Origin of the sequence: Spiractinospora alimapuensis (genome assembly GCF_018437505.1) — a bacterium.
Lineage (GTDB): Bacteria > Actinomycetota > Actinomycetes > Streptosporangiales > Streptosporangiaceae > Spiractinospora > Spiractinospora alimapuensis.
This window is the reverse complement of record NZ_CP072467.1, coordinates 5,160,343-5,184,772: the sequence shown is the minus strand read 5'-3', so window position 1 is coordinate 5,184,772 and position 24,430 is coordinate 5,160,343. Positions and strand designations below refer to the sequence as shown.

General features: G+C 68.8%; 26 protein-coding genes. 15 read left to right on the top strand and 11 right to left on the bottom strand.

Going from position 1 to position 24,430, the window contains the following annotated elements; genetic code table 11:
- Window positions 1-218: 218 nt before the first annotated feature.
- From J4H86_RS24245 to allB, 4 genes are all read left to right on the top strand, one after another.
- Window positions 219-836 carry a dTDP-4-dehydrorhamnose 3,5-epimerase family protein gene (locus tag J4H86_RS24245; protein ID WP_330932451.1) on the top strand — a complete coding sequence of 206 codons (618 nt, stop codon included), beginning with the start codon at window positions 219-221 and terminating at the stop codon, window positions 834-836.
- Window positions 833-1,867 carry an NAD-dependent epimerase/dehydratase family protein gene (locus J4H86_RS24240; RefSeq protein ID WP_236540639.1) on the top strand — a complete coding sequence of 345 codons (1,035 nt, stop codon included), beginning with the start codon at window positions 833-835 and terminating at the stop codon, window positions 1,865-1,867. The genes J4H86_RS24245 and J4H86_RS24240 overlap by 4 nt, the downstream gene beginning before the upstream one ends.
- Window positions 1,868-2,023: 156 nt before the next feature.
- Window positions 2,024-3,340 (top strand): DUF6986 family protein, encoded by a 1,317-nt coding sequence (locus J4H86_RS24235; RefSeq protein ID WP_236540638.1) that lies wholly within the window; start codon window positions 2,024-2,026, stop codon window positions 3,338-3,340.
- Window positions 3,341-3,474: 134 nt separating this feature from the next.
- The gene (gene allB, locus J4H86_RS24230) at window positions 3,475-4,821 is read left to right on the top strand and encodes an allantoinase AllB (RefSeq protein WP_236540637.1); all 1,347 of its coding nucleotides are present in this window, start codon (window positions 3,475-3,477) and stop codon (window positions 4,819-4,821) included.
- 107 nt (window positions 4,822-4,928) lie between these two features.
- On the opposite strand, the gene J4H86_RS24225 is transcribed toward allB, so the two are convergent.
- The 4 genes from J4H86_RS24225 to uraD form a co-directional block, all read right to left on the bottom strand.
- Complete coding sequence (locus J4H86_RS24225; RefSeq protein ID WP_236540636.1) at window positions 4,929-6,380, bottom strand: nucleobase:cation symporter-2 family protein; 1,452 nt, start codon at window positions 6,378-6,380, stop codon at window positions 4,929-4,931.
- 481 nt (window positions 6,381-6,861) lie between these two features.
- Entirely contained in the window at window positions 6,862-7,758 is an 897-nt protein-coding gene (gene pucL, locus J4H86_RS24220) for a factor-independent urate hydroxylase (protein WP_236540635.1), read from the bottom strand.
- An 83-nt stretch (window positions 7,759-7,841) separates the two neighbouring features.
- Entirely contained in the window at window positions 7,842-8,180 is a 339-nt protein-coding gene (uraH, locus tag J4H86_RS24215) for a hydroxyisourate hydrolase (protein WP_236540634.1), read from the bottom strand.
- A complete protein-coding gene (gene uraD / locus J4H86_RS24210; RefSeq protein WP_236540633.1) occupies window positions 8,177-8,719 on the bottom strand; it encodes a 2-oxo-4-hydroxy-4-carboxy-5-ureidoimidazoline decarboxylase in 543 nt (180 codons plus the stop codon). Before uraD ends, uraH begins: the two co-directional genes overlap by 4 nt.
- Window positions 8,720-9,242: 523 nt before the next feature.
- Between uraD and J4H86_RS24205 the strand changes: the two genes are divergently transcribed.
- From J4H86_RS24205 to J4H86_RS24180, 6 genes are all read left to right on the top strand, one after another.
- Window positions 9,243-10,058 carry a hydroxypyruvate isomerase family protein gene (locus tag J4H86_RS24205; protein WP_236540632.1) on the top strand — a complete coding sequence of 272 codons (816 nt, stop codon included), beginning with the start codon at window positions 9,243-9,245 and terminating at the stop codon, window positions 10,056-10,058.
- Window positions 10,059-10,148: 90 nt separating this feature from the next.
- On the top strand, window positions 10,149-11,042 hold the full coding sequence (locus J4H86_RS24200; protein WP_236540631.1) for a 2-hydroxy-3-oxopropionate reductase: 894 nt from the start codon (window positions 10,149-10,151) through the stop codon (window positions 11,040-11,042).
- Window positions 11,043-11,193: 151 nt separating this feature from the next.
- Window positions 11,194-12,912, top strand: a complete 1,719-nt coding sequence (gene gcl / locus J4H86_RS24195) for a glyoxylate carboligase (RefSeq protein ID WP_236540630.1) — start codon at window positions 11,194-11,196, stop codon at window positions 12,910-12,912.
- A gap of 68 nt (window positions 12,913-12,980) precedes the next feature.
- Window positions 12,981-14,159, top strand: a complete 1,179-nt coding sequence (gene alc / locus J4H86_RS24190) for an allantoicase (protein WP_236540629.1) — start codon at window positions 12,981-12,983, stop codon at window positions 14,157-14,159.
- 607 nt (window positions 14,160-14,766) lie between these two features.
- Entirely contained in the window at window positions 14,767-15,018 is a 252-nt protein-coding gene (locus tag J4H86_RS24185; protein ID WP_236540628.1) for a CD225/dispanin family protein, read from the top strand.
- A gap of 167 nt (window positions 15,019-15,185) precedes the next feature.
- Complete coding sequence (locus J4H86_RS24180) at window positions 15,186-15,878, top strand: DNA alkylation repair protein (protein WP_236540627.1); 693 nt, start codon at window positions 15,186-15,188, stop codon at window positions 15,876-15,878.
- A 49-nt stretch (window positions 15,879-15,927) separates the two neighbouring features.
- Here J4H86_RS24180 and J4H86_RS24175 read toward each other — a convergent pair whose 3' ends face one another.
- The 3 genes from J4H86_RS24175 to J4H86_RS24165 all read right to left on the bottom strand — a co-directional run bounded on the left by J4H86_RS24175 (window position 15,928) and on the right by J4H86_RS24165 (window position 18,404).
- On the bottom strand, window positions 15,928-16,509 hold the full coding sequence (locus J4H86_RS24175; protein WP_236540626.1) for a PadR family transcriptional regulator: 582 nt from the start codon (window positions 16,507-16,509) through the stop codon (window positions 15,928-15,930).
- Between the two features lie 549 nt (window positions 16,510-17,058).
- Window positions 17,059-18,078, bottom strand: a complete 1,020-nt coding sequence (locus J4H86_RS24170) for a zinc-binding alcohol dehydrogenase family protein (protein WP_394356533.1) — start codon at window positions 18,076-18,078, stop codon at window positions 17,059-17,061.
- Window positions 18,079-18,173: 95 nt separating this feature from the next.
- Window positions 18,174-18,404: a hypothetical protein gene (locus tag J4H86_RS24165; RefSeq protein ID WP_236540625.1), complete on the bottom strand. Its 231-nt coding sequence runs from the start codon at window positions 18,402-18,404 to the stop codon at window positions 18,174-18,176.
- Window positions 18,405-18,586: 182 nt separating this feature from the next.
- On the opposite strand from J4H86_RS24165, the gene J4H86_RS24160 reads away from it, so the two are divergent.
- Window positions 18,587-19,147 (top strand): NAD(P)H-dependent oxidoreductase, encoded by a 561-nt coding sequence (locus J4H86_RS24160; protein WP_236540624.1) that lies wholly within the window; start codon window positions 18,587-18,589, stop codon window positions 19,145-19,147.
- The gene (locus J4H86_RS24155; protein WP_236540623.1) at window positions 19,144-19,740 is read left to right on the top strand and encodes a flavin reductase family protein; all 597 of its coding nucleotides are present in this window, start codon (window positions 19,144-19,146) and stop codon (window positions 19,738-19,740) included. Before J4H86_RS24160 ends, J4H86_RS24155 begins: the two co-directional genes overlap by 4 nt.
- 73 nt (window positions 19,741-19,813) lie before the next feature.
- Here J4H86_RS24155 and J4H86_RS24150 read toward each other — a convergent pair whose 3' ends face one another.
- The gene (locus J4H86_RS24150; RefSeq protein WP_236540622.1) at window positions 19,814-20,365 is read right to left on the bottom strand and encodes a CGNR zinc finger domain-containing protein; all 552 of its coding nucleotides are present in this window, start codon (window positions 20,363-20,365) and stop codon (window positions 19,814-19,816) included.
- Between the two features lie 169 nt (window positions 20,366-20,534).
- Here J4H86_RS24150 and J4H86_RS24145 point away from each other — a divergent pair, with 169 nt between their 5' ends.
- From J4H86_RS24145 to J4H86_RS24135, 3 genes are all read left to right on the top strand, one after another.
- Window positions 20,535-20,987: a VOC family protein gene (locus J4H86_RS24145; RefSeq protein ID WP_236540621.1), complete on the top strand. Its 453-nt coding sequence runs from the start codon at window positions 20,535-20,537 to the stop codon at window positions 20,985-20,987.
- Between the two features lie 70 nt (window positions 20,988-21,057).
- Window positions 21,058-21,972, top strand: coding sequence for a pyridoxamine 5'-phosphate oxidase family protein (locus tag J4H86_RS24140; RefSeq protein ID WP_236540619.1), 915 nt, complete (start codon window positions 21,058-21,060; stop codon window positions 21,970-21,972).
- Window positions 21,969-22,157 (top strand): ferredoxin, encoded by a 189-nt coding sequence (locus tag J4H86_RS24135; RefSeq protein WP_236540617.1) that lies wholly within the window; start codon window positions 21,969-21,971, stop codon window positions 22,155-22,157. The genes J4H86_RS24140 and J4H86_RS24135 overlap by 4 nt, the downstream gene beginning before the upstream one ends.
- Window positions 22,158-22,216: 59 nt before the next feature.
- On the opposite strand, the gene J4H86_RS24130 is transcribed toward J4H86_RS24135, so the two are convergent.
- From J4H86_RS24130 to J4H86_RS24120, 3 genes are all read right to left on the bottom strand, one after another.
- Window positions 22,217-22,681 carry a DUF6069 family protein gene (locus J4H86_RS24130; RefSeq protein WP_236540615.1) on the bottom strand — a complete coding sequence of 155 codons (465 nt, stop codon included), beginning with the start codon at window positions 22,679-22,681 and terminating at the stop codon, window positions 22,217-22,219.
- Window positions 22,682-22,780: 99 nt separating this feature from the next.
- Window positions 22,781-22,993: a hypothetical protein gene (locus J4H86_RS24125; RefSeq protein ID WP_236540613.1), complete on the bottom strand. Its 213-nt coding sequence runs from the start codon at window positions 22,991-22,993 to the stop codon at window positions 22,781-22,783.
- Window positions 22,994-23,138: 145 nt separating this feature from the next.
- Window positions 23,139-24,269: a TRM11 family SAM-dependent methyltransferase gene (locus J4H86_RS24120; RefSeq protein WP_236540611.1), complete on the bottom strand. Its 1,131-nt coding sequence runs from the start codon at window positions 24,267-24,269 to the stop codon at window positions 23,139-23,141.
- Window positions 24,270-24,430: the final 161 nt, after the last annotated feature.

Below are 24,430 nucleotides of genomic sequence, written 5' to 3'. Positions count from 1 at the left end.
GATCACGCGCCGGTCCGACCGACCGCATCACCGGGGCCGGCGCGATTCCCCGGTGTTCGGGGCCGCGGAGGGCCGAACCTCGTCCCCCACCCAACGCGACCAGTCGAGGAAGCCAACGTCCACCTTCGCCCATTCGCCCATTCGGCCGCCCACACCACCTGGGGTGAGCCCGCCGCGGCGGAAGCCGGACCGCGGCGTGACGACCACGTGAAAGGTCAATGATGCACGTTCGACCACTCACCATCACCGGAGCCTACGAATTCACGCCCCGGGCGTTCACAGACGTACGGGGCGCGTTCGTCGCCCCCTTCCAACGCGGACCGTTCGAGCTGGCGACCGGCCACCCGCTCTTCCCGATCGCCCAGATCGGACACAGCCGATCCAGACGTGGGGTGTTCCGGGGGATCCACTTCACGACCGCTCCGCCCGGGATGGCGACCTACGTGTACTGCTCCCAGGGGCACGTACGCGACTTCGTGGTGGACCTGCGGGTGGGATCACCGACCTTCGGCGCGTGGGACAGCGTCGACCTGGACGGTGCGCGGCCACGTGGCATCTTCCTCCCCGTGGGCCTGGGCCACGGGTACGAGGTGCGCCAGGACGACACGGTCATCACCTACATGCTCTCCGGCGGCTACGTTCCCGAGCACGAGCGGGCCGTCACCGTCCATGACCCCGAGCTCGCGCTTCCCCTGGCCGGGGACGGGTCACTGGTGCTCTCCCCGCGCGACACCGGGGCACCCACACTCGCCACCGTCCGGGCGGAGGGCGGGCTCCCCGACTACGCGGAGTGTGTTCGGCTGCAGGCGGCCCTCACCGAGAAGGAGCCTCGATGATGCCGGGCGGGCGCGGTCTGACGCCCGCGTCGGGTGAACCCGCGCCCCGCGTCGTGGTGTTCGGGGCTACGGGATTCATCGGCTCGGCGGTGGTGCGGCTGCTCGCCGGCAGGCCGGTGCGTCTCCGGCTGGTGGCGCGGCGCCACATCCCGCTCCCGAGCGATCCCGTCGCCGACATCGAGACCCGCGCGGTCGACGTGACGGACGACGGCGCGCTGTCCGGCCTGGTCGAGGACGCGACCGCCGTGGTCCACCTGATGCGTCACCACGACGGTGAGAGGAGTTGGCGGTTCTCCGACGACGATCCCGCGGGCGACCGGGTCACCGTGGGTACGGTCCGCGATCTCCTCGACACGCTGGCGGCCGACCCGCCGTCGACTCCACCCCTGTGTCTCCTCGCGGGGTCGGTGAGCCAGGTCGGCGTGCACACGAGGCCGCGGCTGGACGGCTCGGAGGTCGACGCGCCCGCCAGCGCGTACGACCGGCAAAAGCTCACGGCCGAACGGATCCTGTTCGAGGGCACGCGGCGGGGGCTGGTCCGCGGAGTCTCGCTGCGGTTCCCGACGATCTTCGGTGCCCCGGCGCACGGCTCCGTGATCGACCACGGGATCGTCAGCGCGATGATCCGTCGTGGCCTGGCGGGCCACCCACTCACCCTGTGGAACAACGGTTCGGTGGAACGCGACCTGCTCTACGTCGACGACGCCGCCAGCGCCGTGGTCGCCGCGCTCGATCGGCCCGACGCGCTCGTGGGACGGCACTGGCTCCTCGGATCGGAGGAGTGCACGAGTCTGGATCGGATCTTCACCCGTCTGAGCGAGGCCGTCGCGTGGCGGACGGGTACGTCCCCCGTTCCCGTGGTTGGCGTCGAACCCCCGGCACACGCGACTCCACCCGACTTCCAGAGCTACCGCGTGGACGCCACCGCGTTTCGCCGACGGACCGGGTGGCGACCCACCGTACCTCTGGACCAGGGACTGGAACGCACCGTGTCCCACCTGATCCATGCCCGCGCGATCGCCGAACCGTGATCGCGCCGGCGTCCCACCTCGTTCCCGAGATCTCGGTGATGAGGGAGCCCCTGGTCGACAACAGCGCAGAATAATTTCATATAGCAGAACTTGACATCCACAATCTAGAAATGTGTGGATGGGGGTCGTGGTATCACTGACCCCGAAGGGAGCGGCATGACAGGCGAGGTCCCCGAGTCGGCGAACCGAGGAGTCCACGACCGTGAGCTCCAGACCCTGCTGCAGGCGTTGGACACCCAGCTCGTGGCGGAAGACGCACGACTACCGGAACGGTATCCCGGGGACTCCCCCTCCCGTCAGCCCGTGCACACCGTCTACGTACCCGCCGACCAGCTCCGACCCGGTCTCTGCGCGGACTGGGGGCGGCGGGCGCTGCGCTGTGTGGACGACCACGCGCCCGATGCCGAGACGCTGGCAACGGCCCTCGGGTTGAACCACGCGGCGGTCACCGACGCTCTCCCCCTCGTACGGGACAAGCTGCGCACCGAACCGGTCGAGGACCTGCGCATCGACTTCGAGGACGGCTACGGCACCCGGTCGGACCGGGAGGAGGACGGGCACGTCCTCGCGTCCGCGCGAGCGCTCCTCGCCGACATGCGGGCGGGACAGGCGCCCCCGTTCGTGGGTCTGCGCCCCAAGGGTATGGAGGCGGCCGGTCGGCACCGCGGTGTCCGAACCCTGACGATGTTCCTGGAGGAGGTGCTGGCCGGCGCCGACAGACTGCCGGACGGTCTGCGGATCACGCTCCCGAAGATCACATCAGTGCGGCAGGTGGAGGCGATGGCGTGGCTGACGGAGCGGCTGGAGAAAAGGCTGGGTCTCCCGGAGGGGGTCCTGGGCTTCGAGCTGCAGATCGAGACCACCCAGTCGATCCTCGACACCGACGGAACCACGGCCGTCTCCCGAATGATCCACGCCGGTGGTGGCGGCGCGGCCAACGGTGGGAGGGTCACCGCCCTGCACTTCGGCACCTACGACTACAGCGCGGCGTGCGGGGTGACCGCGGCGTACCAGAGCATGGCCCATCCGGCCGCCGACCACGCGAAGGCGGTGATGCAGGTCGCCGCGGCAGGAACCGGGGTGTGGCTCTCCGACGGCTCGACCAACATCCTTCCCGTGGGATCGACCGAGGCGGTACACGCCGCGTGGCGCACCCACTCGGACCTGGTCCGCCGATCGCTGGAACGGGCTTTCTACCAAGGCTGGGATCTACACCCCCACCAACTGCCCACCCGATACCTCGCGACGTACGTGTTCTTCCGTGACGCCTTCCCCCGGGCCGCGGAACGGCTCCGCACCTACCTCGCCGGAGACGGGAGCGGGGTCATCGACGAACCGGCGACGGCACAGGCCTTGGCCGCCGGCCTCCTGCGCGGGCTGCGGTGCGGAGCGTTGACCGAGGACGAGGTCACGTCCGCCACCGGCGCCACCCTGACCGACTTGACCACGCTGGCGAGTCGCCGGGTGGGGTAGGGATCGAGCGGCGTGGCGTGGTCCCGCTCCCCACCACGGCCCGCGTCGATCACGCATCGGGGGGCGGTCCCTCACCCTGGCCGGGGCCGCCTGATCCGTGCTTCCTTGTCGACCGCCGAGAGAGGATCTGACCCGTGATCGAGTGTGATCTTGTCATTCACGCGCCCCGCGCCGTCACGCCCGCAGGAGAGCGCTCCGTGAGCGTCGGTGTCCGCGACGGCATGATCGTGTCCCTGGAGGAGGGGGGCTCGACGGCACGAACCGGGAGAGTCGTCCAACTGGACCGGGACCAGGTCCTTCTGCCCGGCCTGGTGGACACACACGTGCACGTGAACGAACCGGGACGCACGGAGTGGGAGGGTTTCGCCTCGGCGACGAGGTCCGCGGCCGCCGGCGGCGTCACCACCATCGTCGACATGCCTCTCAACAGTGTCCCGCCCACGACCTCAGTGGCGGCGTTGGCCACCAAGCGGGCGGCGGCGCGCGGGCGCGTCGCCGTGGACGTGGGCTTCTGGGGTGGCGCCGTCCCGGAGAACGCCGGACCGTACGCCCCGGCCGACGGCCTTCCCGGCCTGACCAACGCGGGCGTCTTCGGTTTCAAGTGCTTCCTCTCCCCGTCTGGTGTCCCGGAGTTCGGCCACCTGTCCGCCGAGGAGTTCGCCCACGCGGCGAAGACGGTGGGAGACCTCGGCGGGACGATGATCGTGCACGCCGAGGACCCGACGGTCCTCGAGTCGGCTCCGACCGCGCGCGGTCGGGACTACGCGTCGTTTCTCGCCTCACGCCCGGACACCGCGGAACACTCCGCGATCGAACTGGTGATCGAAACCGCGCGGCGGACCGGAACCGACTGCCACATCCTGCACTTGTCCTCCGCCTCGGCGCTGCCGCTCATCGCACGAGCCAAGGCCGAGGGGGTACCGCTGACGGTGGAGACCTGCCCCCACTACCTCACGCTCACCGCCGAGGAAATCCCCGCCGGCGGCACCGAGTTCAAGTGTTGCCCTCCCATCCGCGACGGCGCCAACCGCGACGCGCTGTGGGCCGCCCTGTCCGACGGCCTCATCGACTGCGTCGTCAGCGACCACTCCCCCAGCACGCCCGACCTCAAGCACCGAGAGACCGGCGACTTCGGAACCGCCTGGGGCGGAATCGCCGGCCTCCAGGTCGGTCTCCCCGCCGTCTGGACCGAGGCCAGACGCCGCGGCCACCCCCTCACCGACGTCGTCCGGTGGATGGCCACGCGCCCCGCCCAGATCGCCGGCCTCCGTGGCAAGGGCCAGCTCACGGTCGGACACAGCGCCGACTTCGTCGTCTTCGCCCCGCTGTCCACCCTCCACGTCGACGCCCACGCCCTCCACCACCGCAACCCCGTCACCGCCTACGACGGCCGTGAACTCACCGGTAAAGTCGTCCAAACCTGGCTTCGCGGTGAGGAGGTCATCCTCGACGATCCCCGGGGCCACCTACTGAGCCGGTGACGCGCTCCACCGCGGCCTGCCAAGCGTGACGCCGTGCTCGGAGTGTCCTCGCGGGCGCCGCGGGGGCCGGGCGTTCGCTCCGCCCGGCCCCCGCGATTTCGTCCTGGTCACTCTTTCTGGCTCGTGGCGACGTCCGCCTGTTCGGGAGAAGTCGGTTGGGTCGGGACGACCGGGGGGTGGGGGGTGGCGAAAGCGGGCGGTGTGGATTCGGGGGCGGAGGGTCTCCTGCCGAGTTCGTTGAACACCAGGTTCAGGAACAGAGCGAGGATCGCGGCTCCGACGATTCCGGAGTGCATGACGGTGGCGAGCCAGTTGGGGAAGCCCGAGAAGAAGTCGGGCGCCGCGATGGGGATGACGCCGAAGCCGATGGCGACGGCGACGATAACCAGGTTCAGGCTGCGGTCGTAGTCCACCTTGGTCAGCGTGCGGATGCCGGCGGCGGCGACGGTTCCGAACAGGACCAGACCCGCTCCACCGAGTACCGGCATCGGGATCATGGCGACGACCCGCCCCAGGACGGGGAACAAGCCCAGGGCGATCAGGATCAGCCCGCCGATCGCCACGGCGTACCGGCTCGACACCCGGCTGAGCGCGATCAGCCCGACGTTCTGGGAGAACGTGCTGGCCGGGAAGCTGTTGAGGAGTGGCGCGAGCGCTGTGGCTCCGGCATCCGCGCGGAGTCCGTCGGCGAGGCGGCGCGAGTCCACCTTGGAACCGACGATCTCCCCGACGGCGAGGATGTCGGCGACACCCTCGGTGAGGATGACCATCATGACGATGCACATGATGAGGATGGCGGCGACCTCGAACTCCGGGAACCCGAAGTAGAGCGGCTGCCCGAACGAGAAGACCGGCCCGTCACCCACGGCGCTGAAGTCGACGCGGCCGAACAGGGCGGCGATGACCGTGCCGAGCACCAGTCCACCCAGGATCGCCATCCGGCTCCAGACACCGGGAAGAACCCAGGACAGGATCAACACGATGAGGAGCGTCGCCCCGGCCAGGGCCAGGTCACCCGACGCCGGCGCGGACTCCGCGCCGGCGGCGACCCACCCGACAGCCACCGGAACCAGCGAGATCCCGATCACGGTGATGACACTGCCGGTGACCACGGGAGGGAAGAACCGCACCAGACCGGCGAAGAACGGTGCGACCAGCAGGCCGAACAGGCCCGCCGCCAGAGTGGCACCGAAGACGACCGGAAGGCCGCTCTCGTCGGCGAGGGCGGTCATCGTCGCCACGGGAACGAAGGAGATCCCGATGACGAGTGGGAGACGGGCCCCGAAACGCCACACGCCCAACGTCTGCAGGAGGGTACCCAAACCGCTCACCAGCAAGGCCGCACTCACCAGGATCCCGATGTCGGCGACGGTCAAACCGGCCGCGGCCCCAACGATGAGCGGCGGGGTGATCACGCCCGCGTACATCGCCAGAATGTGCTGCGTCCCGTAAGTGATCTGAAGGTGGATGGGAAGCTTCTCGTCCTCAGGACGTTCGGGCGGGGGGTGTTCGGCGCGAGCGGCGCCGGCGCCAGGGTTGCTGCGTCTGCTGCGTTTCATGGCAGTATCAGCCCCTTGCTCAGGTGGAGAACAACGCGGACGGAACCAGGGCTGCGTCTCCTCTCTCGGGTCTCATGGCAGCCCCAGCCCCCTGCTCAGGTGGAGAACAACGCGGACGGAACCAGGGCTGCGTCTCCTCTCTCGGGTCTCATGGCAGCCCCAGCCCCCTGCTCAGGTGGAGAACAACGCGGACGGAACCAGGGCTGCGTCTCCTCTCTCGGGTCTCATGGCAGCCCCAGCCCCCTGCTCAGGTGGAGAACAACGCGGACGGAACCAGGTCAGCTCGAGTCACGCGTCATCGCTGGGAGACGGCGGTGGACAGGGCCAGTGTTCCGGGTCGGCGGTGGACCCGTGGCCCGCCGGCGCACGTGGCTGGAGTGCGCCGGCCGGGTCCTCCGTCCGTGCGGTCACGCGGGGCGGCGCTGCCTCGGACCGATGGTCCTCGGGTGTCGAACGGGCCGCCGCCCTGGAATGGGCTCGCCTAGACGAAGCCGGGAACGGTGTCCCACGCACGACCCGCGGGCGGTGCGTCGTCGCGCTCCACTGTGGCCTCGATGCGGCCGTAGGGTCGATCGGCGGCGTAGAAGACCTCGTTGGGGTTCTCCAGCCCGAAGGGTTCCAGGTCAACGAGGAAGTGATGCTTGTTGGGCATGGAGAAGCGGATCTCGGCGATATGGTCGTGCGCTTCCAGCACGGCCTTGCCCATCTCGTAGAGGGACTGCTGCAACGCGAGACTGTGTGTGACCGCGAACGTCTCCAACAGCAGGGACCGCACCGAGGTGTAGGTGGCGTCCCAGTCGTGGTTGGTGCCGATCGCGCGCCAGCGCGCCGTCACGTCGGTGGCGAGGATGCGGTCCTTGGTCTCGCGCAAGGTGGTGTAGTCGGTCTTGGGGTACCCGTGAAACTCCGACCCGGTCGACTTCAATACCGTGAGCCCCTCGAACCCGGACAGGACCCACTCCTCGGGGCCGTCCTTGGTGACCACCGTGGTGCGTGTCTCGGCACCACGGCGCACGAACGCGTGGTCGTGGGGTCCGTCGCCGGTCGGGATCCGGTCCCACTCGTACTGCTGGACCTCCTGTCGTGCGCCGGTGACCCACTCGAAACCGTCGACGAAGTGGCGGGCGAGGAGCAGCGCGAAGTCCTCGATGGCGCCAACCCCGCCGTTCTGTTTGGCCAGGGCGTAGACGGTGTTCTTCTGGGTGTCGGTGGCGACGCAGGACGCGTTCTCGCCTCGGGTGTGCACGGTTTCGAAGTCGCCACGGAGTTGGCTGGTGACGTTGACGTCCTCGATGCGGTGGACGTCGGTGTCGCGGTTGATGCGGACGAGACGCACCTCGGCCTTGCCGTACTGGTTCTCGCCGAGACGAATGCCCACGGCGTTTCCCTTCTCGTTCGATGGTGCGGTGGGTGCGCCCGCGGCGTCGGGTCCTCGTCCGCGGTGGCACTGGTCGGTTCGGGTCAGCTCCCTCGGTAGGTGGAGTAGGAGTAGGGGCTGAGCAGGAGCGGAACGTGGTAGTGGGACGCGGTGTCGGAGAGCTCGAAGGTCACGGTGATCTCGGGGAAGAAACCGCGCTGGTCGCTGGCGTCGAAGTAGGTGGCGGTGTCGAAGGTGATCCGGTGGGCCCCGGCGGGGAGCGCGCTGGGACCGAGGTCACTGATTCGGCCGTCGTCGTCGGTGGTGCCATGGGCGACGAGGGTCCAGGTGTCGTCCGCCGCGCGCGCTTCGAGCGTGACGGGGACTCCGGCCGCGGGGCGACCGAGGGCGGTGTCGAGGACGTGCGTCGTCACGTGGCTCATACGGAGTCCAGGGCCTTTCCGATGCGAAGGAGCGCGATCTTGCGGAGTTCGTCGGCGACGACGCGCCGCTCGGTCGCGGGGTCGTTGTCCAGACGGGATCGCAGGTCACCGAGAAGGTCCTCGCGGGTGCGGCCGCTCGCGCAGACGAGGTAGATCCTTGCGAACCGGGCCTCGTAGGCGACCTGCGCCCGTTGGAACTCATCCTCGCCGGAGGCGGTGGACCCGCCGGTCGAGCCGAACCTGGCTTGCTCGCCGCGTGACCACGCTGACTCCTGCCCGGATCCGCGCGCTTTCTCTCCAATCCGCGGGTGGCGGGCGAGCGCGGCGTCGACCTCGTCGTCGGTGACGCCACGGGCGTGGCGATCCGCCGCGTCGAACAGCGCGGGCCGATCCGTGTAGGGGCGTTCGGCGAGCAGGGCCTCGACCCAGCGCTCGACGTTGAGACATTGGGCGAAGGTCACTCGGAACGCCTCCGGCGGGAGGTCGTTGACCCGGGCCAGGCCCGGGTCGGCGAGTGGGTCACTGGGACTGTCGGACATGACTCTCCACGTGGTGCGCGGGTATGGGTGATGTCGCGCCTTCCGCGCCAGTCGGTACCGCGGCGATCTGCCCGGCGGTGCCGTGGTCCGTCTCGTCGACGGGTCGGGGCGCGGGCCTGGTGGCGCGTGGTGGCCCCTCCGCGGTAGGACTCGTTCACCCACGAGATGCAGCTCTATTTCGTAGTGCAGAATTTGATTTCTGTATGACGGAGACCATAGTCCGCCGTCACGTAGCGCTGTCAACAATTTGAGTGGCCCACGTCACCAATCGGAAGCGTTTTGTAGTCGGCCACAATCCAGGCCCACTCCGACGCCACCACTCTTGTAGGAACGACCAAACACCTCCGAGAACGCGATGGTCACCGCAGGTGACCCCCCTTTCCCCGCAGCTGGTTGACATCGAGGATGGTGGCGAGCACACTCGCCTTATACCTCAATACGAAAATATTATTCCGGAATATGAAATTAATCTGTGTAGTTGGGGGCCCGTGTCGTGGAAGCATCCAAGCCTTCGGGAGGACAAGTGCCGGCTAACGGCGCTGTACCTCATACGCTCCGTTACTCGCTGAACTGTTCGCTCATCTTCACCGAGCTCCCGGTCAACGAACGCCCCGCGGCGGCGCGCGCGGCGGGCTTCGAGGCCGTCGAGTTCTGGTGGCCGTTCGACAGCCCCGTCCCACGCGGCGCCGAGGTCGACGCGTTCGTCACGGCGATCTCCGACGCCGGGGTGTACCTGAGCGGCCTGAACTTCTTCTCCGGCCAGATGCCTGGGCCGGACCGTGGGGTGCTGTCCCACCCCGCCCGAGAGCGGGAGTTCCGGGACAACGTGGCGGTCGTCGTGGACATCGCGCGCCGAACAGGCACGAAGGCCTTCAACGCGCTCTACGGCCTGCGCCAGACCGACGTCGACTCCGAGGAACAGGACCGCGTCGCCCTGCGCAACATCCTCGCGGCCGCGGAGGGCGTCGGAGCGATCGACGGCACCGTGCTGATCGAGGCCGTGAGTGGCGCGGCCGACTACCCCCTGAAGACCGCGAAGGACGCGCTCGCCGTAGTCGCCTCAGCGCACGCGGCCGGCGCCCCCAACGTCGCCTTCCTCGCCGACTTCTTCCACCTCGCGATGAACGGTGACGACCTGAACGCCGTGGTTCGCCAGCACGCCGGGGAATTCGGGCATGTCCAGATCGCCGATGTCCCCGGCCGGGGCGAGCCCGGGACAGGCAAACTCCCCCTCGACGCGCTGCTGTCGGACACGCGGTCCGGCGGCTACGACGGGTTCGTCGGCCTGGAGTACTCCCCCACCACACCCAGCTCTCCCAACTTCGACTGGCGCCACTAGTGAGGTGGTGTGGCCGCTGTCTGGCGCCACCGGCCACACCACCCCTGTCGCGGACCACACCCGAAGGACCCACGAAAGGCAAGGAATCCGATGCCCGCCAACCCCACCGTCGCCTTCATCGGCCTCGGAATCATGGGACTCCCCATGGCCAGCAACCTCGTCGACGCTGGCTACACCGTGGCCGGCTACAACCGCTCCCCACAAGCCGCGGAGAAACTCGCCGCCAGGGGCGGCACCGCGGCGGGCTCCGTCGCCGAGGCGGTCCGGGGGGCGAACGTCGTGATCACGATGCTCCCCGACAGTCCGGACGTCGAGAGCGTCCTGCTGGACGATGACGGCGTGTTCGCCAACGCCGAGCCCGGCAGCCTCATCATCGACATGAGTACGATCCGCCCCGACGTCGCGCGTGACCTCGCGAGCGCGGGCGTGCGACACCACCTTCGGGTCCTCGACGCCCCCGTCAGCGGCGGGGAGGCCGGCGCGATCGAGGGCGCCCTGTCGATCATGGTGGGTGGGGAGAAGTCCGCCTTCGACGCGGCCGCTCCCCTGTTCGACGTGCTGGGAACGACGGCGGTACTGGTGGGTCCGGCCGGGGCCGGACAGACCGTCAAGGCGGCCAACCAGTTGATCGTGGCCGGCAACCTGCAGCTCCTGGCCGAGGCGTTGGTGTTCCTGGAGGCACACGGCGTCGACACGGCCGCCGGTCTGGAAGTCCTCAACGGCGGCCTGGCCGGGAGCACGGTCATCACGCGCAAGGGCGAGGCCATGCGCAACCGGAATTTCGAGCCCGGATTCCGGATCGCCCTACACGACAAGGACCTGCGCATCGTCACCACGGCCGCGCGCGACGCGGGTGTCACCATCCCCCTCGGCGCCCAGGTGGCACAGCTCGTCGGCGCGTTGAAGGCGCAAGGGCACGGCGGCCTCGACCACTCGGCGCTGCTGCGCCTCGTGGAGCAGCTCTCCACCGACGAACACCGGTAACGCCGGACGGCGACCCCGCAGGCGGGCCTGACCGCACGGACTCGCGAGCAGCGTGTGTCATCGACGCGAGACGTGATGGTCAGAGGGTGTTGGCGCACCCGTCCCGCCGGCGGACGCCGAACCCCCCACGCGAACGAAGGGTTCACCGCAGATGGTACAGACAGCAGCCATGGACGCCGTCGTCGACGTCCTCCACTCCGAGGGAGTGGACACGATATTCGGGTGCCCCGGCGCCGCCATCCTGCCGTTCTACTCCGCGTTGCGGGGAAGCGGCATCGAGCACCTCATCGTCCGGCACGAAGAGGGCGCGACCCACATGGCGGATGGGTGGTCACGCACCACCGGCGGTGTGGGGGTCGCGGTCGGCACGTCCGGCCCGGCGGGCACCAACATGATCACCGGACTCTACACAGCACACGCCGACTCCGTCCCGATGGTGTGCGTCACCGGTCAGGCGGTGAGCACCAAGCTGCACCAGGAAGCCTTCCAGGCGGTGGACATCGTCTCCATCGCGGCACCGGTCACCAAGTGGGCCGTCCAAGTCAAGGAACCCGCCCAGGCTCCATGGGTGTTCCGGGAGGCCTTCCGGGTGGCGCGGTCGGGACGACCCGGTCCGGTGCTCATCGACCTCCCGCTGGACGTCCAACAGGGCATCATCAACTGGGACAGCGCCATCGACGCCCCCCTGCCGATACACCCGGTGGAACCGCACCAGCCGCAGGTGGAGCGGGCGCTGGACATGCTGCTCGCCGCCGAACGCCCCCTCCTGCTCTCCGGCGGTGGCGTGATCACCGGCGAAGCGCACGAGGAACTGGTCGAACTCGCGGAATACCTGCGGGTGCCGGTCCAGGTGACCCTGATGGGCAAGGGCAGCATCGACGAGGACCACGACCTGTACTCCGGCATGACGGGCGTACAGACCTCCCAGCGGTACGGCAACGCGTCGTTCCTGGAGTCCGACCTGGTGCTCGCCCTCGGGGCTCGGTTCGGGGATCGTCACACCGGCACCCTCGACGTCTACCGGGGACACCGCTCCTTCATCCACGTCGACATCGAACCGACCCAGATCGGCAAGGTGTTCCAACCCGACCTCGGGATCGTCTCCGACACCCGGTTGTTCCTCCGCGCGTTGCTGGACACCGCCCAACGACGCGGCGCCCAGCGGGGGCCGAGCGCGTGGACGGCGCGAATCGCGGACCTGCGCGCCACCCTCACCCGGCGCGAGGACTTCGACAGCACCCCCATCAAGGCACCGCGGGTGTACAAGGAAATCAACGAGACGTTCGACGACGACACGTACTTCGTCACCGCCATCGGGCTTTACCAGATCTGGGGCGGGCAGCACCAGAAAGCGACCCGACCGCGCCACTACCAGGTCTGTGGCCAGGCCGGCCCACTCGGCTGGGAGATCCCCGCCGCGATCGGCGTCAAGAAGGCACTCAAGCACACCGAGCCGAACGCCGAGGTCGTGGGCGTCGTTGGCGACTACAGCTTCCAGTACACCGTGGAGGAGCTGGCTGTGGCGGCCCAGTACAACGTGCCCTTCGTGCTGATCATGCTGAACAACGAGTACCTGGGCCTGATCCGACAGGCCGAGATTCCCTACGGGATGAACTACGAGGTCGACCTCCACTACGACGACTACGGATCCGACAACGTCGGGATCATGGAGGCCTACGGCTGTGCCGGCCGTCGGGTCTTCGACCCCGAGGAGATCCGCGGCGCCCTGGAATGGGCACGAAAGGAGACACAGCGAACGTCACGCCCAGTTCTCGTGGAGATCATGATCGAACGCGAGGCCAACACTCCCCACGGCCCGGCCATCGACGCCGTGCGTGAGTTCGAACCACTCCCCGAATCCGCCGCCTGACCGGCGGCGGTCAGCCGCGTCGGGCGGTCCTCGCCCGACGCCCCCACCTGCGAGGAGATGAAGAGAGCGTGTCAGACCAGGAATTTCTCCGGTACCCGGACCTTGCCAGCCGCACCCTGGGTGGGGCTGTGGTCCACGCCAACGACGAGGCCTTCGCCGAACGCGAGAACCTCATCCGACCGGGGCGGGCCACCTTCGACGCATCGGACTTCGGGCACAAGGGCAAGGTGTACGACGGTTGGGAGACGCGGCGCCGCCGTACCCCGGGGAGCGACTGGGCGATCGTCCGGCTCGGGGTGCCCGGTCTCGTGCGCGGTGTCGTGGTGGACACGTCGTGGTTCAAGGGGAACTACCCGCCGGAGATCTCCGTGGAGGCGACCGGGGTGGAGGGATACCCGACCAACGCGGAGTTGGAGGCGGCCACGTGGACCACGCTGGTGCCCCGTTCTCCGGTGGGAGGAGACCGCGACAACCTCTTCGCCATCTCACCGGAGTCCGAGGCGGGATCCCGGCGCTACACCCACGTGCGGATCAGCATGCACCCCGACGGTGGAATCGCCCGGTTCCGGGTGCACGGCACACCCGTCACCGACCCCCGGCTCCTGGTGACCGGCGGACTGGACCTGGCCGCCCTGGAGAACGGCGGACTGATCGCCGGGTGCAGCGACGAGTTCTACTCCTCTCCCACGAACCTCATCGGCCCGGGCCAGTCCCGAAACATGGGCGAGGGGTGGGAGAACGCCCGCCGACGGGACGACGGCAACGACTGGGTGGAGTTCGACCTGGCCGGCCAGGGGCACATACGTCTACTGGAGGTGGACACCAGTTACTACCTCTTCAACGCCCCCGGCGCGGTGAGCCTGGAGGGGTGTGACGCCTCCAGCGCGGATCCCGGGCGGCCCGACTCCTGGTTTCCCATCCTCGACCGCGTCGACGTCCGTCCCGACACTCGGCATCGAATCGTGGTGGACTCCCCCGCCGCCACCCGGATCCGGCTGAACGTCTATCCGGATGGCGGGGTGGCTCGCCTGCGCGCCCACGGGGTCCTCACCGAGGACGGCTACGCCGACGTGTGGCTACGCTGGGTGAACTCGCTTCCCACCTCCCAGGCCCACGGGGCGCTCACCGGCCTGGGGCTGTCGCCCACGGACGTCGAGTCCGTGCTCGTCACCCGCCCAGCGAGCAAGCTGGCTGAGCTCCCCGCCATCCTGGCTGAGGCGGTGCGCGCTACGCGGCCGGTCAGCTAGTGACGTTCGTGGGGGCCGTCGGGAAAATCTCCCGACGGCCCCACCGCGTGTTCCTGCCTTTCCGAGCCCCCGGGAGGCTCGGAAAGGGACGCACCCGTCCGACGCGACATTCGGTGGCCGGTGCTGCAGGGGACCACGCCAGGACCTTCACCACCGAATCGTGTCATCCGTCACATATCGAACCGGCCGTCTGATCCGGAGGGCCACGCGGCACCCTGTTTTGGTGCGCACGGCACACACCTAGAGTGTGTGACCGAAACCAGGATGGGGCCAGTTCACGTCCGACCACAAACACGCCTATTCCTGGGTTTGTGTCGCTCCCGGTCGTTCGTCGACCCAACCGGCTCCACTTGATCATTTCTACGGGGTTCATCCGATCAGTCGGATCTCATTTGGTTTTGCCCCCGAGGGGCTGGTAAGAATTTGTCCCCTTGCTGCGGGAGACCGAACCGCCCGAGTCGACCCAATTCACAATGGCCGATTCGGGGCTGTCCTCGCGCTCCCGAATCCGACGGCCATGTCGGCCCGATCCGTGGCCGAAGCGATTTTGGCATCCATTGACCGCGGCCCGCCCGCCTGGGCCGCCCAAGAATCCGGAGAATCCCCGATGTCCCACCCCCAAGCCGGCCCCCCGCCCAGCAACTGGATGGTCCCGGCCATCCTGTCGGTGATCTGCTGCTGGCCGCTGGCCATCCCCTCGATCATCTTCGCCGCACGCGTGAACAAGCAGTGGGCGGTCGGTGACTACGCCGGCGCGCACGAGAGCGCGCGCAAGGCCAAGATGTTCACGATCATCACGTTGGTGGTCGGCATCATCGCCGGGACGGTCGCGCTCGTCGTGAACCTGGCGATGCTCTGACGCCTGGAGCTGCACGGACGCGGGGCCGGACAGGGGTCGGCCCCGCCCCACTGTTCTTGGCCACCCACCCAAGGACAGGCCGTCCGACGACACGATTCGGCGCTCCGCCCGTGGGCCTTCTCAGATGTCACACCCCAGCGCCACAATGCGGGTGAGGGGGGAACACCATGAATCTCACGGCCGAAGCGCTGGTCGAGCGACTGCACACCCTGCGGTCGGACGCGGAGAAGACCAAGATCCGCAAGCACGTCGCGGCTCCGGACACCGAGATCATCGGGGTCCGGATGAAGTCCACCTTCGACACCGCACGCGAGTTCACGTCGATGCCCCTGTCGGAGGTCGAACGACTCCTCGACTCCTCCTTCTACGAGGCACGCGTGGCCGCCGTCAGCGTCCTTGACTTCCGGGCCCGCGACAAGCACCTGAGCGACGACGAACGCCGTACCCTGTACGAGCTCTACCTGCGACGTCACGACCGCATCGACAACTGGGACCTCGTCGACCGTGCCGCACCACGAGTCATCGGCGCCTATCTCCTCGACAAGCCGCGCGACGTGCTCTACGAGCTGGCGGATTCTCACGACCCGTTGGAACGTCGAACCGCGATCACCGCGACCTTCTGGCTGGTTCGCCAGGGTGAGATCGAGGACGCGCTGCGCGTCTCGGAGATCCTGCTCGAGGACCCCACAGAGCTCGTCACCAAACCCGTCGGCGTCGCGTTGCGCGAGGTCGGCAAGGTCGACGAGGACCGTCTGGTGGCGTTCCTCCGGCGCCACCAAGGACGGGTCCCCCGGGTCACGCTGCGCTCCGCCGTGGAGAAACTGCCCGAGGAGCTCCGCCGCGACCTGATGCGGCGGTGAGGCCGATGGCCCCGTCAGCGCGGCAACGCGACACCGTACGCGCCGTCGGTCACTCGGGGCGCACTCCGCTGGCGACCAGGAGCTCGTGCAGTTCACGGGTGCACTCGTCCACAAGCTCACGGGCGCGGTCCGCCTGGGTCTCGGTCGCGTGGCGTCGGGTCTCGTCGACCGCTCGCCACAGGCGTTCCGTGGCCTCCTCCAGCGGCGTCGTGGGGGCAGACCCTGTATCCCAGGGCGCGGTGTCGCGGGTCCGCACCTCGATCACGCTGGCTTCTCCGGTGTCCGGCGCGTCCTCGGCGCTCGCGAACCCGATCACCGTCTCCGGAGCGGATGGGGCCTGGTCCTGGGCCTCGGCGCCCCCGCGCACGTGCGCCCATCCCTGTTCGGTGAGTTCGAACGGACGCATCCTGCTTCCCGCTCCGCCCGCCATCGACAACCGGGTCAGCCCCTCGGCCGTCAACGCGTCGAGCAGCGGATACATCACGGCAGGAGGAACGTGGCGCGGGTCGTCCTCCCGTTCCGCGAACGCGGTGATCAGCTCCATCCCGCTCCGCGGCACCCGGGCCAAAAGCGTGAGGACCTCCTCACGAAGGTCCTCAGCATCGCCGTCCGATCCAGCCGTCCTCGACATCGACGGAATTCCCCTTCCTCACGAAGATCCCTGGCGAGGGTATCCGAGTGGTGACGTGCCGCGACATATGCCCTACGGTCTGCCAACGCCCCACCCATAGGCATACCGGCCCGTACGACCCGCGACGCCAGAGGTTTCCGGGGCTTCCCCGACACCGGCGCCGGGCTCCGACTGGTGTGCTTTCTCACCTATCCCCCACCCACCAACTCCCTCCCGTTCGCCTTGTCTGGGACCGAACGGATTCGCCCAACGCGGACCCATTTCTCTCATCAACCGGCCCACTCGATTCCCTAATGCCAAATCCAATCCGTAATCGATTCGACAAAGCGGAGAAGGATTACCGACCACTGGAGGGTCGCGCCATTCTTCTGCACTCCGGCGCGAGTTTCCTCGCCGGAATCCGGCTTTCTTCACCGCCGTATCTCCCCGACGTCTCCCGCGCGAGCACGCCCCGCCTCCCTCGCCTTCAAGCCCACGAGACTGTCCGAAACATCGTGACCGAAATTAGGGGGCTGCCACGCGCACGGCATACACGTGGCCAACGGTGCGTCACTCGCCGGGGATCAGCACGGCCGCGCCCGAGAAACGGCCCACCTTGAGGTCGGCCAACGCGCGCTGCGCCTCGGCGAGCGGGTAGGTGGTGACCGAGACCGACAGCCTTACTCGCGCAGCCGCCGCCAAGAACTCCTCACCGTCGGTGCGGGTGTTCGCCGTGACGCTGCGCAGCTCCCGCTCGTAAAACAGGTGCCGTTCGTAGTCGAGGGACGGGATGTCACTGAGATGGATCCCCGCGACGGACAGAATCCCACCGCGGTCGAGAGCGGCCAGAGCGACGGGCACGAGATCGCCCACGGGGGCGAAGAGGATCGCCGCGTCCAGCGGTTCCGGTGGAGGGTCGTAGGCGCCCTGGACGGACGCCGCCCCCAGCTCCAAGGCCAGCTCGCGCGCGGATTCCTCGCGGGTCATCACGTGTAGCCGCGCTCCCTCGGTCAGGGCCACCTGGGCGGTGAGATGGGCGCTGCCGCCAAAGCCATAGATCCCGAGGCGCCCGTTTCGAGGCGGATCGGCGCGGCGCAACGCACGGAACCCGATGATGCCCGCGCAGAGCAGAGGCGCCAGCTCGGCGTCGGTGTATCCGTCGGGGAGGCGGTAGGAATAGTTGGCGGGCGCCACCGCGTACTCGGCGTATCCTCCGTCGGCGTCCCATCCGGTGTATGTGGAGAAAGGACACAGGTTCTCGGCGCCCCGCACGCAGAACCGGCACACTCCACACGTGTGACGCAGCCACGGCACGCCCACACGATCCGGCGGCGCCAGGCTGGTCACTCCCGGCCCGACCTCCACGACCTCGCCCACGATCTCGTGCCCGGGCACGACGCCGACCCGACGCACCGGCAGGTCGCCTTCGCTCACGTGGAGGTCGGTGCGGCAGACGCCGCAGGCCAGCACTCGGACGAGGACTTCCCCCGCCCCAGGGGTGGGAGTGGCCCGGCGGACGAACCGCAGCGGTCCCGACTCGACCGCCCCGGGCCGCGCGACCTCCCACGCCGCCATGCCCCCGCCACTCATGGTTCCCACCGCGCCTCCCGCCTGACGCGTCGCCGGACCGTGTGCCGCCGGTCCCCCCACACTTCAGAGGGACGGACGAGGAATCCGCGCCTGGACTACTCGGGTTTGCCCGACTCCAACCAGCGACGGAAAAGCGCGACCTCGTCCTCCGACCAGGGAACGTCACAGGGCATGTCGCCACTCTCGAGGCGTACGATGATGGCCTCGGCGTTCTCGGCCACGTCGGCGTAGGACCACAGGTCGAAGGAGCCGATCATCGACGACTGGTCCTTGGGACGAAACAGTGGCTGGATGTCGGCGCTGTAGGTGGGGTGCTCCCTCGTCATCGGCGGCCTTCCGTCGGTGGACTCGAAGTCGGGCAACACCCTCGCGATACCCACTCTGACCAGCGACGACACGCACTTTCCAGGTTGTCAACCCCACGGTGAACCCCGGGGCGGGCGAGCACTCGACCTATTTCATACAATAGGAGTAGGAAAAATCGACAAGCGAGGTCTGGAGTCGTACTGTGACCCTATCCGTGCTGGTAGGTAACCCCCGGCCGGGGTCCCGAACCGCGACCGCCGCTCTGGCCGCCGCGCGCCACGTGGCCGATCGGCGGGGTCTGTCCGGCGACGCTCGCGTCATCGAGCTCAGCGACCTGGCTCCGACACTCCTCGCCCCCACTCCTGATACGGAGGTGACCGCGGCGCTGGAGCGGGTTCGCTCCTCCCGCGTCCTGGTTGTCGCTAGCCCGACCTACAAGGCGACCTACACCGGACTGCTCAAGGCCTTCCTCGACCTCCTGCCCGGTGACGCGTTGTCCGGGGTCACCGCCCTGCCGTTGCTGGTGATGGGATCCCCGGCGCATACCCTCGCCGTCGAGGTCCATCTGCGGCCACTCCTGCTCGAGCTGGGCGCCACGGTCCCCACACCTGGTCTCGCCGTCCTCCAAAGCACCATCGAGTCGACAGCCTCCCCGGGCGACGGGTCGCCGTTGGACGAGCAACTGACGGCGTGGGCCACCCGTGTCGCTCCCCAGATACCGCCCTCACGCGACCACGAAGACCCTGCCGGAGATCGGGGATGAGCGTGTACGAAGCCCGCACCGCCACCAGCACGACCCGACCCCTCTCACCCACCGGCCAGCGGACGATCCCCCCAACGGGTCCCACTCCGCCGCCGGCCGACGCCGCGACCGTCCCCGCCGACCGCCTGCGTCAGACCCTGCGCCACCACGCCGCCGGAGTCGTCATCGTCACGGGCGACGCCGGAGGGGATCCGGTTGGGCTCACCGCGACGTCTTTCACCAGCGTGAGCCTGACTCCACCGCTGGTCGGCTTCTACATCGCCGAGTCCTCGTCCACGTGGCCACAGTTACGGCAGACCGGGGAGTTCGCCGTACACCTCCTCGGCTCGGGGCAGGCCGACCTCGCCGCCCGGTTCGCCACCAAGGGCGCCGACCGCTTCGCCGCCCCCACACGGTGGACACGCGGCGCGAACAACGTGCCCCTCCTGAGTGACGCCATCGCCCACCTCGTGTGCCGCTGGCACGACGTCCACCGGCTCGGCGACCACTGGCTGGTCGTCGGCGAGGTCACCGACACGGCCTCCCCCACCGAACCGCAGGCTCCGCTGCTCTACCACCAGGGTTCCTTCGGCGGCTTCACCGCTTTCGGGTAGTCCGGAGGCGGGCGGACGCCAACCGCCGTGCGTGTTGGGAAGCGGACGCCGGTGGGTGTGCCTCGACTGCGACCTACCCGTCCGACGTCGCGCGCGAGCGGCCCAGGTGCCGCGCCGCCTTGGCTCGGTTTCCGCAACCAGCCATGGAGCACCAGCGGCGGCTTCCGTTCTTCGACGTATCGAAGAAGTGGAGCACGCACCCGGGGTTCGCGCAGGCACGGATGCGGTCCCGGCGTTCCAGAAGCGTGAGGTAATTATCTACGGCGAGCCAGGCCGGGCCCCAGGAAGGGTCGTCGAACTCCTCGAATGAGCCGGGGACACCGTGGTGCAGGAGGCGCCGCACCGACCCGTGGCCCAGCACCGTGTTCAGTCGCTCTTCCACTGTGGTGCAGACCGGTTCGGCGACGAGGCGGGACAGCAGGTCGCGGGTCTCACGCGTGTGCTCCAGCATCACCGTGGTCGGCGTGTGGGCGGGCGCGAGTGGGGCCTCCTCCAGCCACTGGCGTAGGCCGTCCAGATCCTCCAGCAGGTCACCGGGTACGCCGTCCAGGACCCAGCGGGTGTTGAGCAGATCGATGGCGAGCGGCTCCCCGACAAGGGGTCGCTGTCGCCCTGTTTGAGCCATGTCTCACTCCATTGACTCTCCGCCGGTCGCCGCCGTGCCCGGACGCCGGGAATCCTACCAACCACCCGCAGTTAACCATCTAAATCTATTTCACCGGTTGCGCATGAGCAGTCTTAACCATTAAAGTCCGTTTTGCTGGTTAACTTCCTTCGATCGGACGAGGTGTGCCTTGACACTGTCTGGCCTGACCACCGGCCACGTTGGCCTCAACGTCACCGACCTCCAACGCTCGCGCGACTTCTACACCCGCGCGTTCGACTTCGAGGTCCTCGGCGAGAGCCACGAACCGGACCGTGGGTACGTGTTCCTCGGCCTCAGCGGAACACTCGTACTCACGCTGTGGCAGCAGGGACGGGAGGGGTTCTCCCCCTCCGTCGCGGGCCTGCACCACCTGTCCTTCCAGGTGGAATCGATTGACGCGGTCCGCGAGATGGAAGGGCGGCTGTCCGACCTCTCTGTCACGTTCGCCTACGAGGGCGTGGTGCCACACGGCGAGGGCGCCGGATCCGGCGGCGTCTTCTTCTACGACCCCGACGGCATCCGGTTGGAGGTCTACGCCCCCAGCGGCGCCGAGGGTGGCACCACACCCATTCCCGCCGCACCCACCTGCGGATTCTTCTGACCTGCGCCGGGTGCGGACGGGCCAACGGGCCGCCCACACCCGGCGTCCGACACCCACCGAGGGGCTACCGATGCACAGCTATCACCCCGGCGAACGCGCCGTGCAGCGACGAGCCACGCTGTTGGACCAAGCCGACCTCTCCGCCAGGGCGATCAGAGCCGAGATCCCCCCGGTCGCCGCACGGTTCCTCACCGAACAGGACCTACTCGTCGTCGGTGGCTCCGACGGGAAGGAACGTGTCTGGTGTTCTCCGCTCACCGGACCCCCGGGGTTCGTGTCGGTCCCCGACGACCGCACTGTGGAGACCACACGTTCTCTCCCTCTCACGGATCCGCTGGCGACCGCGTTCCAGAGCACCCTCCCGGTCGGCACGCTCGCGATCGACCCGGGAACCCGTCGACGCATGCGGATCAACGGGATCGTCGAACCACGAGAAGAGGGGGGTCTGCGCCTGCACACCCAACAGGTGTTCGCCAACTGCCCCAAGTACATCCAGAAGCGCACCTGGTCCACGCCCACCGACACGGCCGCGGCCCCCACCCCCACGTGGGGCACCCAACTCGCGCCCCAGCACCAGGACCTGCTGCGACGCACGGACACCTTCTTCCTCGCCACGATGAGCGCGGCGGGCGCCGACGCCAACCATCGCGGCGGGAACCCGGGGTTCGTGCGGGTCCACGGCCCAACCGAGGTGAGCTGGCCCGACTACGTGGGCAACGCCATGTTCACCACCCTGGGCAACCTCCAGGTGAACCCCCGCGCCGGGCTGTTGGTCCCCGACCTGGAGTCCGGCGGATTCCTGCAGCTCAGCGGCCAGGCCAACGTGCGCTGGGGCGATCGGCCCGAGGACAGGCAGGTCGTTTTCTCCGTCGGGGAGGTTCTCTTCGTGGCCGCGGGAGGGCCCCACTCCGGGGAAACGGTCGAGTACTCGAGATTCAATCCGCCCACGACACGCGTCCCCACCCCTGATGGAGCACCGCGATGAGAGTCCACGTCGACATGGCCGCCTGCGCGAACCACGGACAGTGCGTGTTCGCCGCGCCCCAGGTCTTCACCTTCGACGACGACGAGAACCTCCTCTACGACGACGCCCCGGGCGCCGCCAAGATCTCGGACGTGGAACAGGCCGCTCGATCCTGTCCCACCCAGGCGATCGTCGTCGTCGATTGACACTCCGCCGTGGCGGAGGGCGGATCGCCCTCCGCCACGGCGTGTCAGCGTCCGCTGATCTACCGCGAACGGTGCGCGACGCCACCGCGCCGGCGTAGGCCCTCGAGGGCGAGAACGACCACGACGCCGGAGACGAGATGCATCAGTGTGAGCGCGACGGTGGTCCCGATGTCGGCTCGGTAGATGAGCACGCTGCCGATGGTGCCGACGGCGAACACGAAGCCCACGACCTGGGCGAGGCGGATGACCCCGCTCCACCACTGGGAGATCAGCGCGACGAGAGCGACACCGGCGACGATGGGCGCCGCCGACATCAACGCGACGGACCCCAGCTCGATGAGGTACTCCTCGCCACCGTCCAGCAACGTGAGCGACGCGCCTGCCAGCACGGCGACTCCCCAGATCGCGAGATTGAGGATGGTGGCCGCTCCGGCGCCGACCAGGGCCGCCTGCCACCAGGTGACGCCAGAGCGTCGTACATCTGAGACGGAACTGGCAGGGGGACGGGCGGTGGTGCTACTCATGCGAAGGCTCCCTCGCTGTGTGCGGAATTGATCCACACGCCAGAATGGAACTTCCACTTAACTTGATGTCAAGGCGAGGGAATCCGGCGAGGAACGGGTTTACCTACCGCCTCCCGGCCCACCATCCTCGTCGGCCAACGTGACACCCCCATCGGGGCTCAGGAACCCGTCCGGCCCGTACCCCGGCCCGGGGGCGTCGACTCGGACTCCTCCGGGGTTGACCTCCCCTGCGGGCGTTGGGGCGGCGAGGAATGTCGCGGCACCGGCGGCGAGTAGCGTGGCGGCGGCCGTGCGGTGGATGGTCCTCAACATGGTGACTTCCCTGAGCGTCGTGGAACGCCGGTGGATGGTTGCGGTCCAGGTTCCACACCGCTTCACCTGGCTACTCAGTGCAACTGAATCGCCGCACAATGTCACACAATGTTGTCGTGTCAGTCGAGCCGTGGGGAGGTGTCCCTCACCTACGGCGCTTGCTTGCCTTGGGCCGTCCCTGCCCCTGGGGTCGTGGTGCGGGGGTCGGTTCGGGTGTCGGCGCCAGGGCCACGATGTGGGCGGGAGCGCCGTTGATTCGCAGCCGCCGCACCGTACTGGGCGCCAGACCGTTGGCGATGGCCACGGTGAGATCCCGGGTGTCGGCGAGCAGGACCACGGCCCTGCCCTCCGGTCGCAGCACGCGCCGCACCTCCCGCCACCATCGACCGGGACTTCCGGCGAGGCGTCCGGCTGGAGGCACCTGTCCACCCCACGGGGGGTTACTCACGACCCGGTCCACCGAAGCGTCGGGGAGGGGAAGCCGAGCGGCGTCGGCCTCCTCGATCCGTGGCCGCTTGCCGCGCGGGTTCCGGGCGTTCTCGCGTGCGGCACGCACCGCCACCGGGTCCAGGTCGAAGCCACGAATGTCGGCATCGGGCTGGAGCTCTCCGGCCTCGATCAGCAGAGTTCCCGCACCGCAGCATGGGTCCAGCACCGTGTGGTCGGGCTCCAGTTCCGCCATCGCCGCGATGGCGGCGGCGACCGGGGGCCGCACGGTTCCCACCACGCTGGCCTGCTTGTACTCCCGCCTGTGCAGGGGGCGCGGGAATACGCGGAGCATGAGGGTCGCCCATTCGCCGTCGAGCGTGAGCCGCCAACCACTGCCGCCCGGTGGTGGCGCGACCTCACCTCTACGGGAGAAGTAGTCGACCCCGAGGACCTCCGACAGTTGGGCTCCGAGCGTGTCCTCGACGTCGTAGCGGTTGTAGGTCCGCTTTCCCAGGAACGACGCGCTGGCCTCGATCCCCGTGCCGGCGCCGACACCCGTGTAGCTCCGGCGGCGCTCCAACAACGCGTGGAGGTCGACCTTGGAAACGAGTCCGGCCAGTCCCGGGAGGTGCTCCCGCGTCCGTCCGATGTCCGGCACGCGGTTGACGAAGAGGAACACGTCGTCCGCCGTCCGCAACACGGGCGCCGACTCGGTAACCTCCTCCTCCCAGTGGATCTCGCGGTGGCCGATCCATCGGACCGCCCCACCACGCTCGCGCAGGATCTCCTCGGTGACGACGTGCTCCAACCCCCGGACACACCGCGCCACAAGACGCGTACCAGTCACAGAACGAGTACCCCGTCGGGACGCGACTCCGTGTCGGGGGTCGTGCGCGCCGTCGACGGCGGGACGTGCCGGGTCTGAGTCATGTCTTCGTGTCCTCGTGAGGTTCCGCGGCGCTCCCAGGAGGGGCCCGCGCCGTCCAGTCTAGGCTGTCGCGGAACCGA

What these genes read in the sequence shown, in the direction of transcription:
- J4H86_RS24245 (WP_330932451.1), top strand. Translation starts at nt 219, where the DNA reads ATGATGCACGTTCGACCACTCACCATCACCGGAGCCTACGAATTCACG.
- J4H86_RS24240 (WP_236540639.1), top strand. Translation starts at nt 833, where the DNA reads ATGATGCCGGGCGGGCGCGGTCTGACGCCCGCGTCGGGTGAACCCGCG.
- J4H86_RS24235 (WP_236540638.1), top strand. Translation starts at nt 2,024, where the DNA reads ATGACAGGCGAGGTCCCCGAGTCGGCGAACCGAGGAGTCCACGACCGT.
- J4H86_RS24225 (WP_236540636.1), bottom strand. Translation starts at nt 6,380, where the DNA reads ATGAAACGCAGCAGACGCAGCAACCCTGGCGCCGGCGCCGCTCGCGCC.
- uraH (WP_236540634.1), bottom strand. Translation starts at nt 8,180, where the DNA reads ATGAGCCACGTGACGACGCACGTCCTCGACACCGCCCTCGGTCGCCCC.
- uraD (WP_236540633.1), bottom strand. Translation starts at nt 8,719, where the DNA reads ATGTCCGACAGTCCCAGTGACCCACTCGCCGACCCGGGCCTGGCCCGG.
- J4H86_RS24200 (WP_236540631.1), top strand. Translation starts at nt 10,149, where the DNA reads ATGCCCGCCAACCCCACCGTCGCCTTCATCGGCCTCGGAATCATGGGA.
- gcl (WP_236540630.1), top strand. Translation starts at nt 11,194, where the DNA reads ATGGTACAGACAGCAGCCATGGACGCCGTCGTCGACGTCCTCCACTCC.
- J4H86_RS24185 (WP_236540628.1), top strand. Translation starts at nt 14,767, where the DNA reads ATGTCCCACCCCCAAGCCGGCCCCCCGCCCAGCAACTGGATGGTCCCG.
- J4H86_RS24180 (WP_236540627.1), top strand. Translation starts at nt 15,186, where the DNA reads ATGAATCTCACGGCCGAAGCGCTGGTCGAGCGACTGCACACCCTGCGG.
- J4H86_RS24175 (WP_236540626.1), bottom strand. Translation starts at nt 16,509, where the DNA reads ATGTCGAGGACGGCTGGATCGGACGGCGATGCTGAGGACCTTCGTGAG.
- J4H86_RS24170 (WP_394356533.1), bottom strand. Translation starts at nt 18,078, where the DNA reads ATGAGTGGCGGGGGCATGGCGGCGTGGGAGGTCGCGCGGCCCGGGGCG.
- J4H86_RS24165 (WP_236540625.1), bottom strand. Translation starts at nt 18,404, where the DNA reads ATGACGAGGGAGCACCCCACCTACAGCGCCGACATCCAGCCACTGTTT.
- J4H86_RS24155 (WP_236540623.1), top strand. Translation starts at nt 19,144, where the DNA reads ATGAGCGTGTACGAAGCCCGCACCGCCACCAGCACGACCCGACCCCTC.
- J4H86_RS24150 (WP_236540622.1), bottom strand. Translation starts at nt 20,365, where the DNA reads ATGGCTCAAACAGGGCGACAGCGACCCCTTGTCGGGGAGCCGCTCGCC.
- J4H86_RS24140 (WP_236540619.1), top strand. Translation starts at nt 21,058, where the DNA reads ATGCACAGCTATCACCCCGGCGAACGCGCCGTGCAGCGACGAGCCACG.
- J4H86_RS24135 (WP_236540617.1), top strand. Translation starts at nt 21,969, where the DNA reads ATGAGAGTCCACGTCGACATGGCCGCCTGCGCGAACCACGGACAGTGC.
- J4H86_RS24130 (WP_236540615.1), bottom strand. Translation starts at nt 22,681, where the DNA reads ATGAGTAGCACCACCGCCCGTCCCCCTGCCAGTTCCGTCTCAGATGTA.
- J4H86_RS24125 (WP_236540613.1), bottom strand. Translation starts at nt 22,993, where the DNA reads ATGTTGAGGACCATCCACCGCACGGCCGCCGCCACGCTACTCGCCGCC.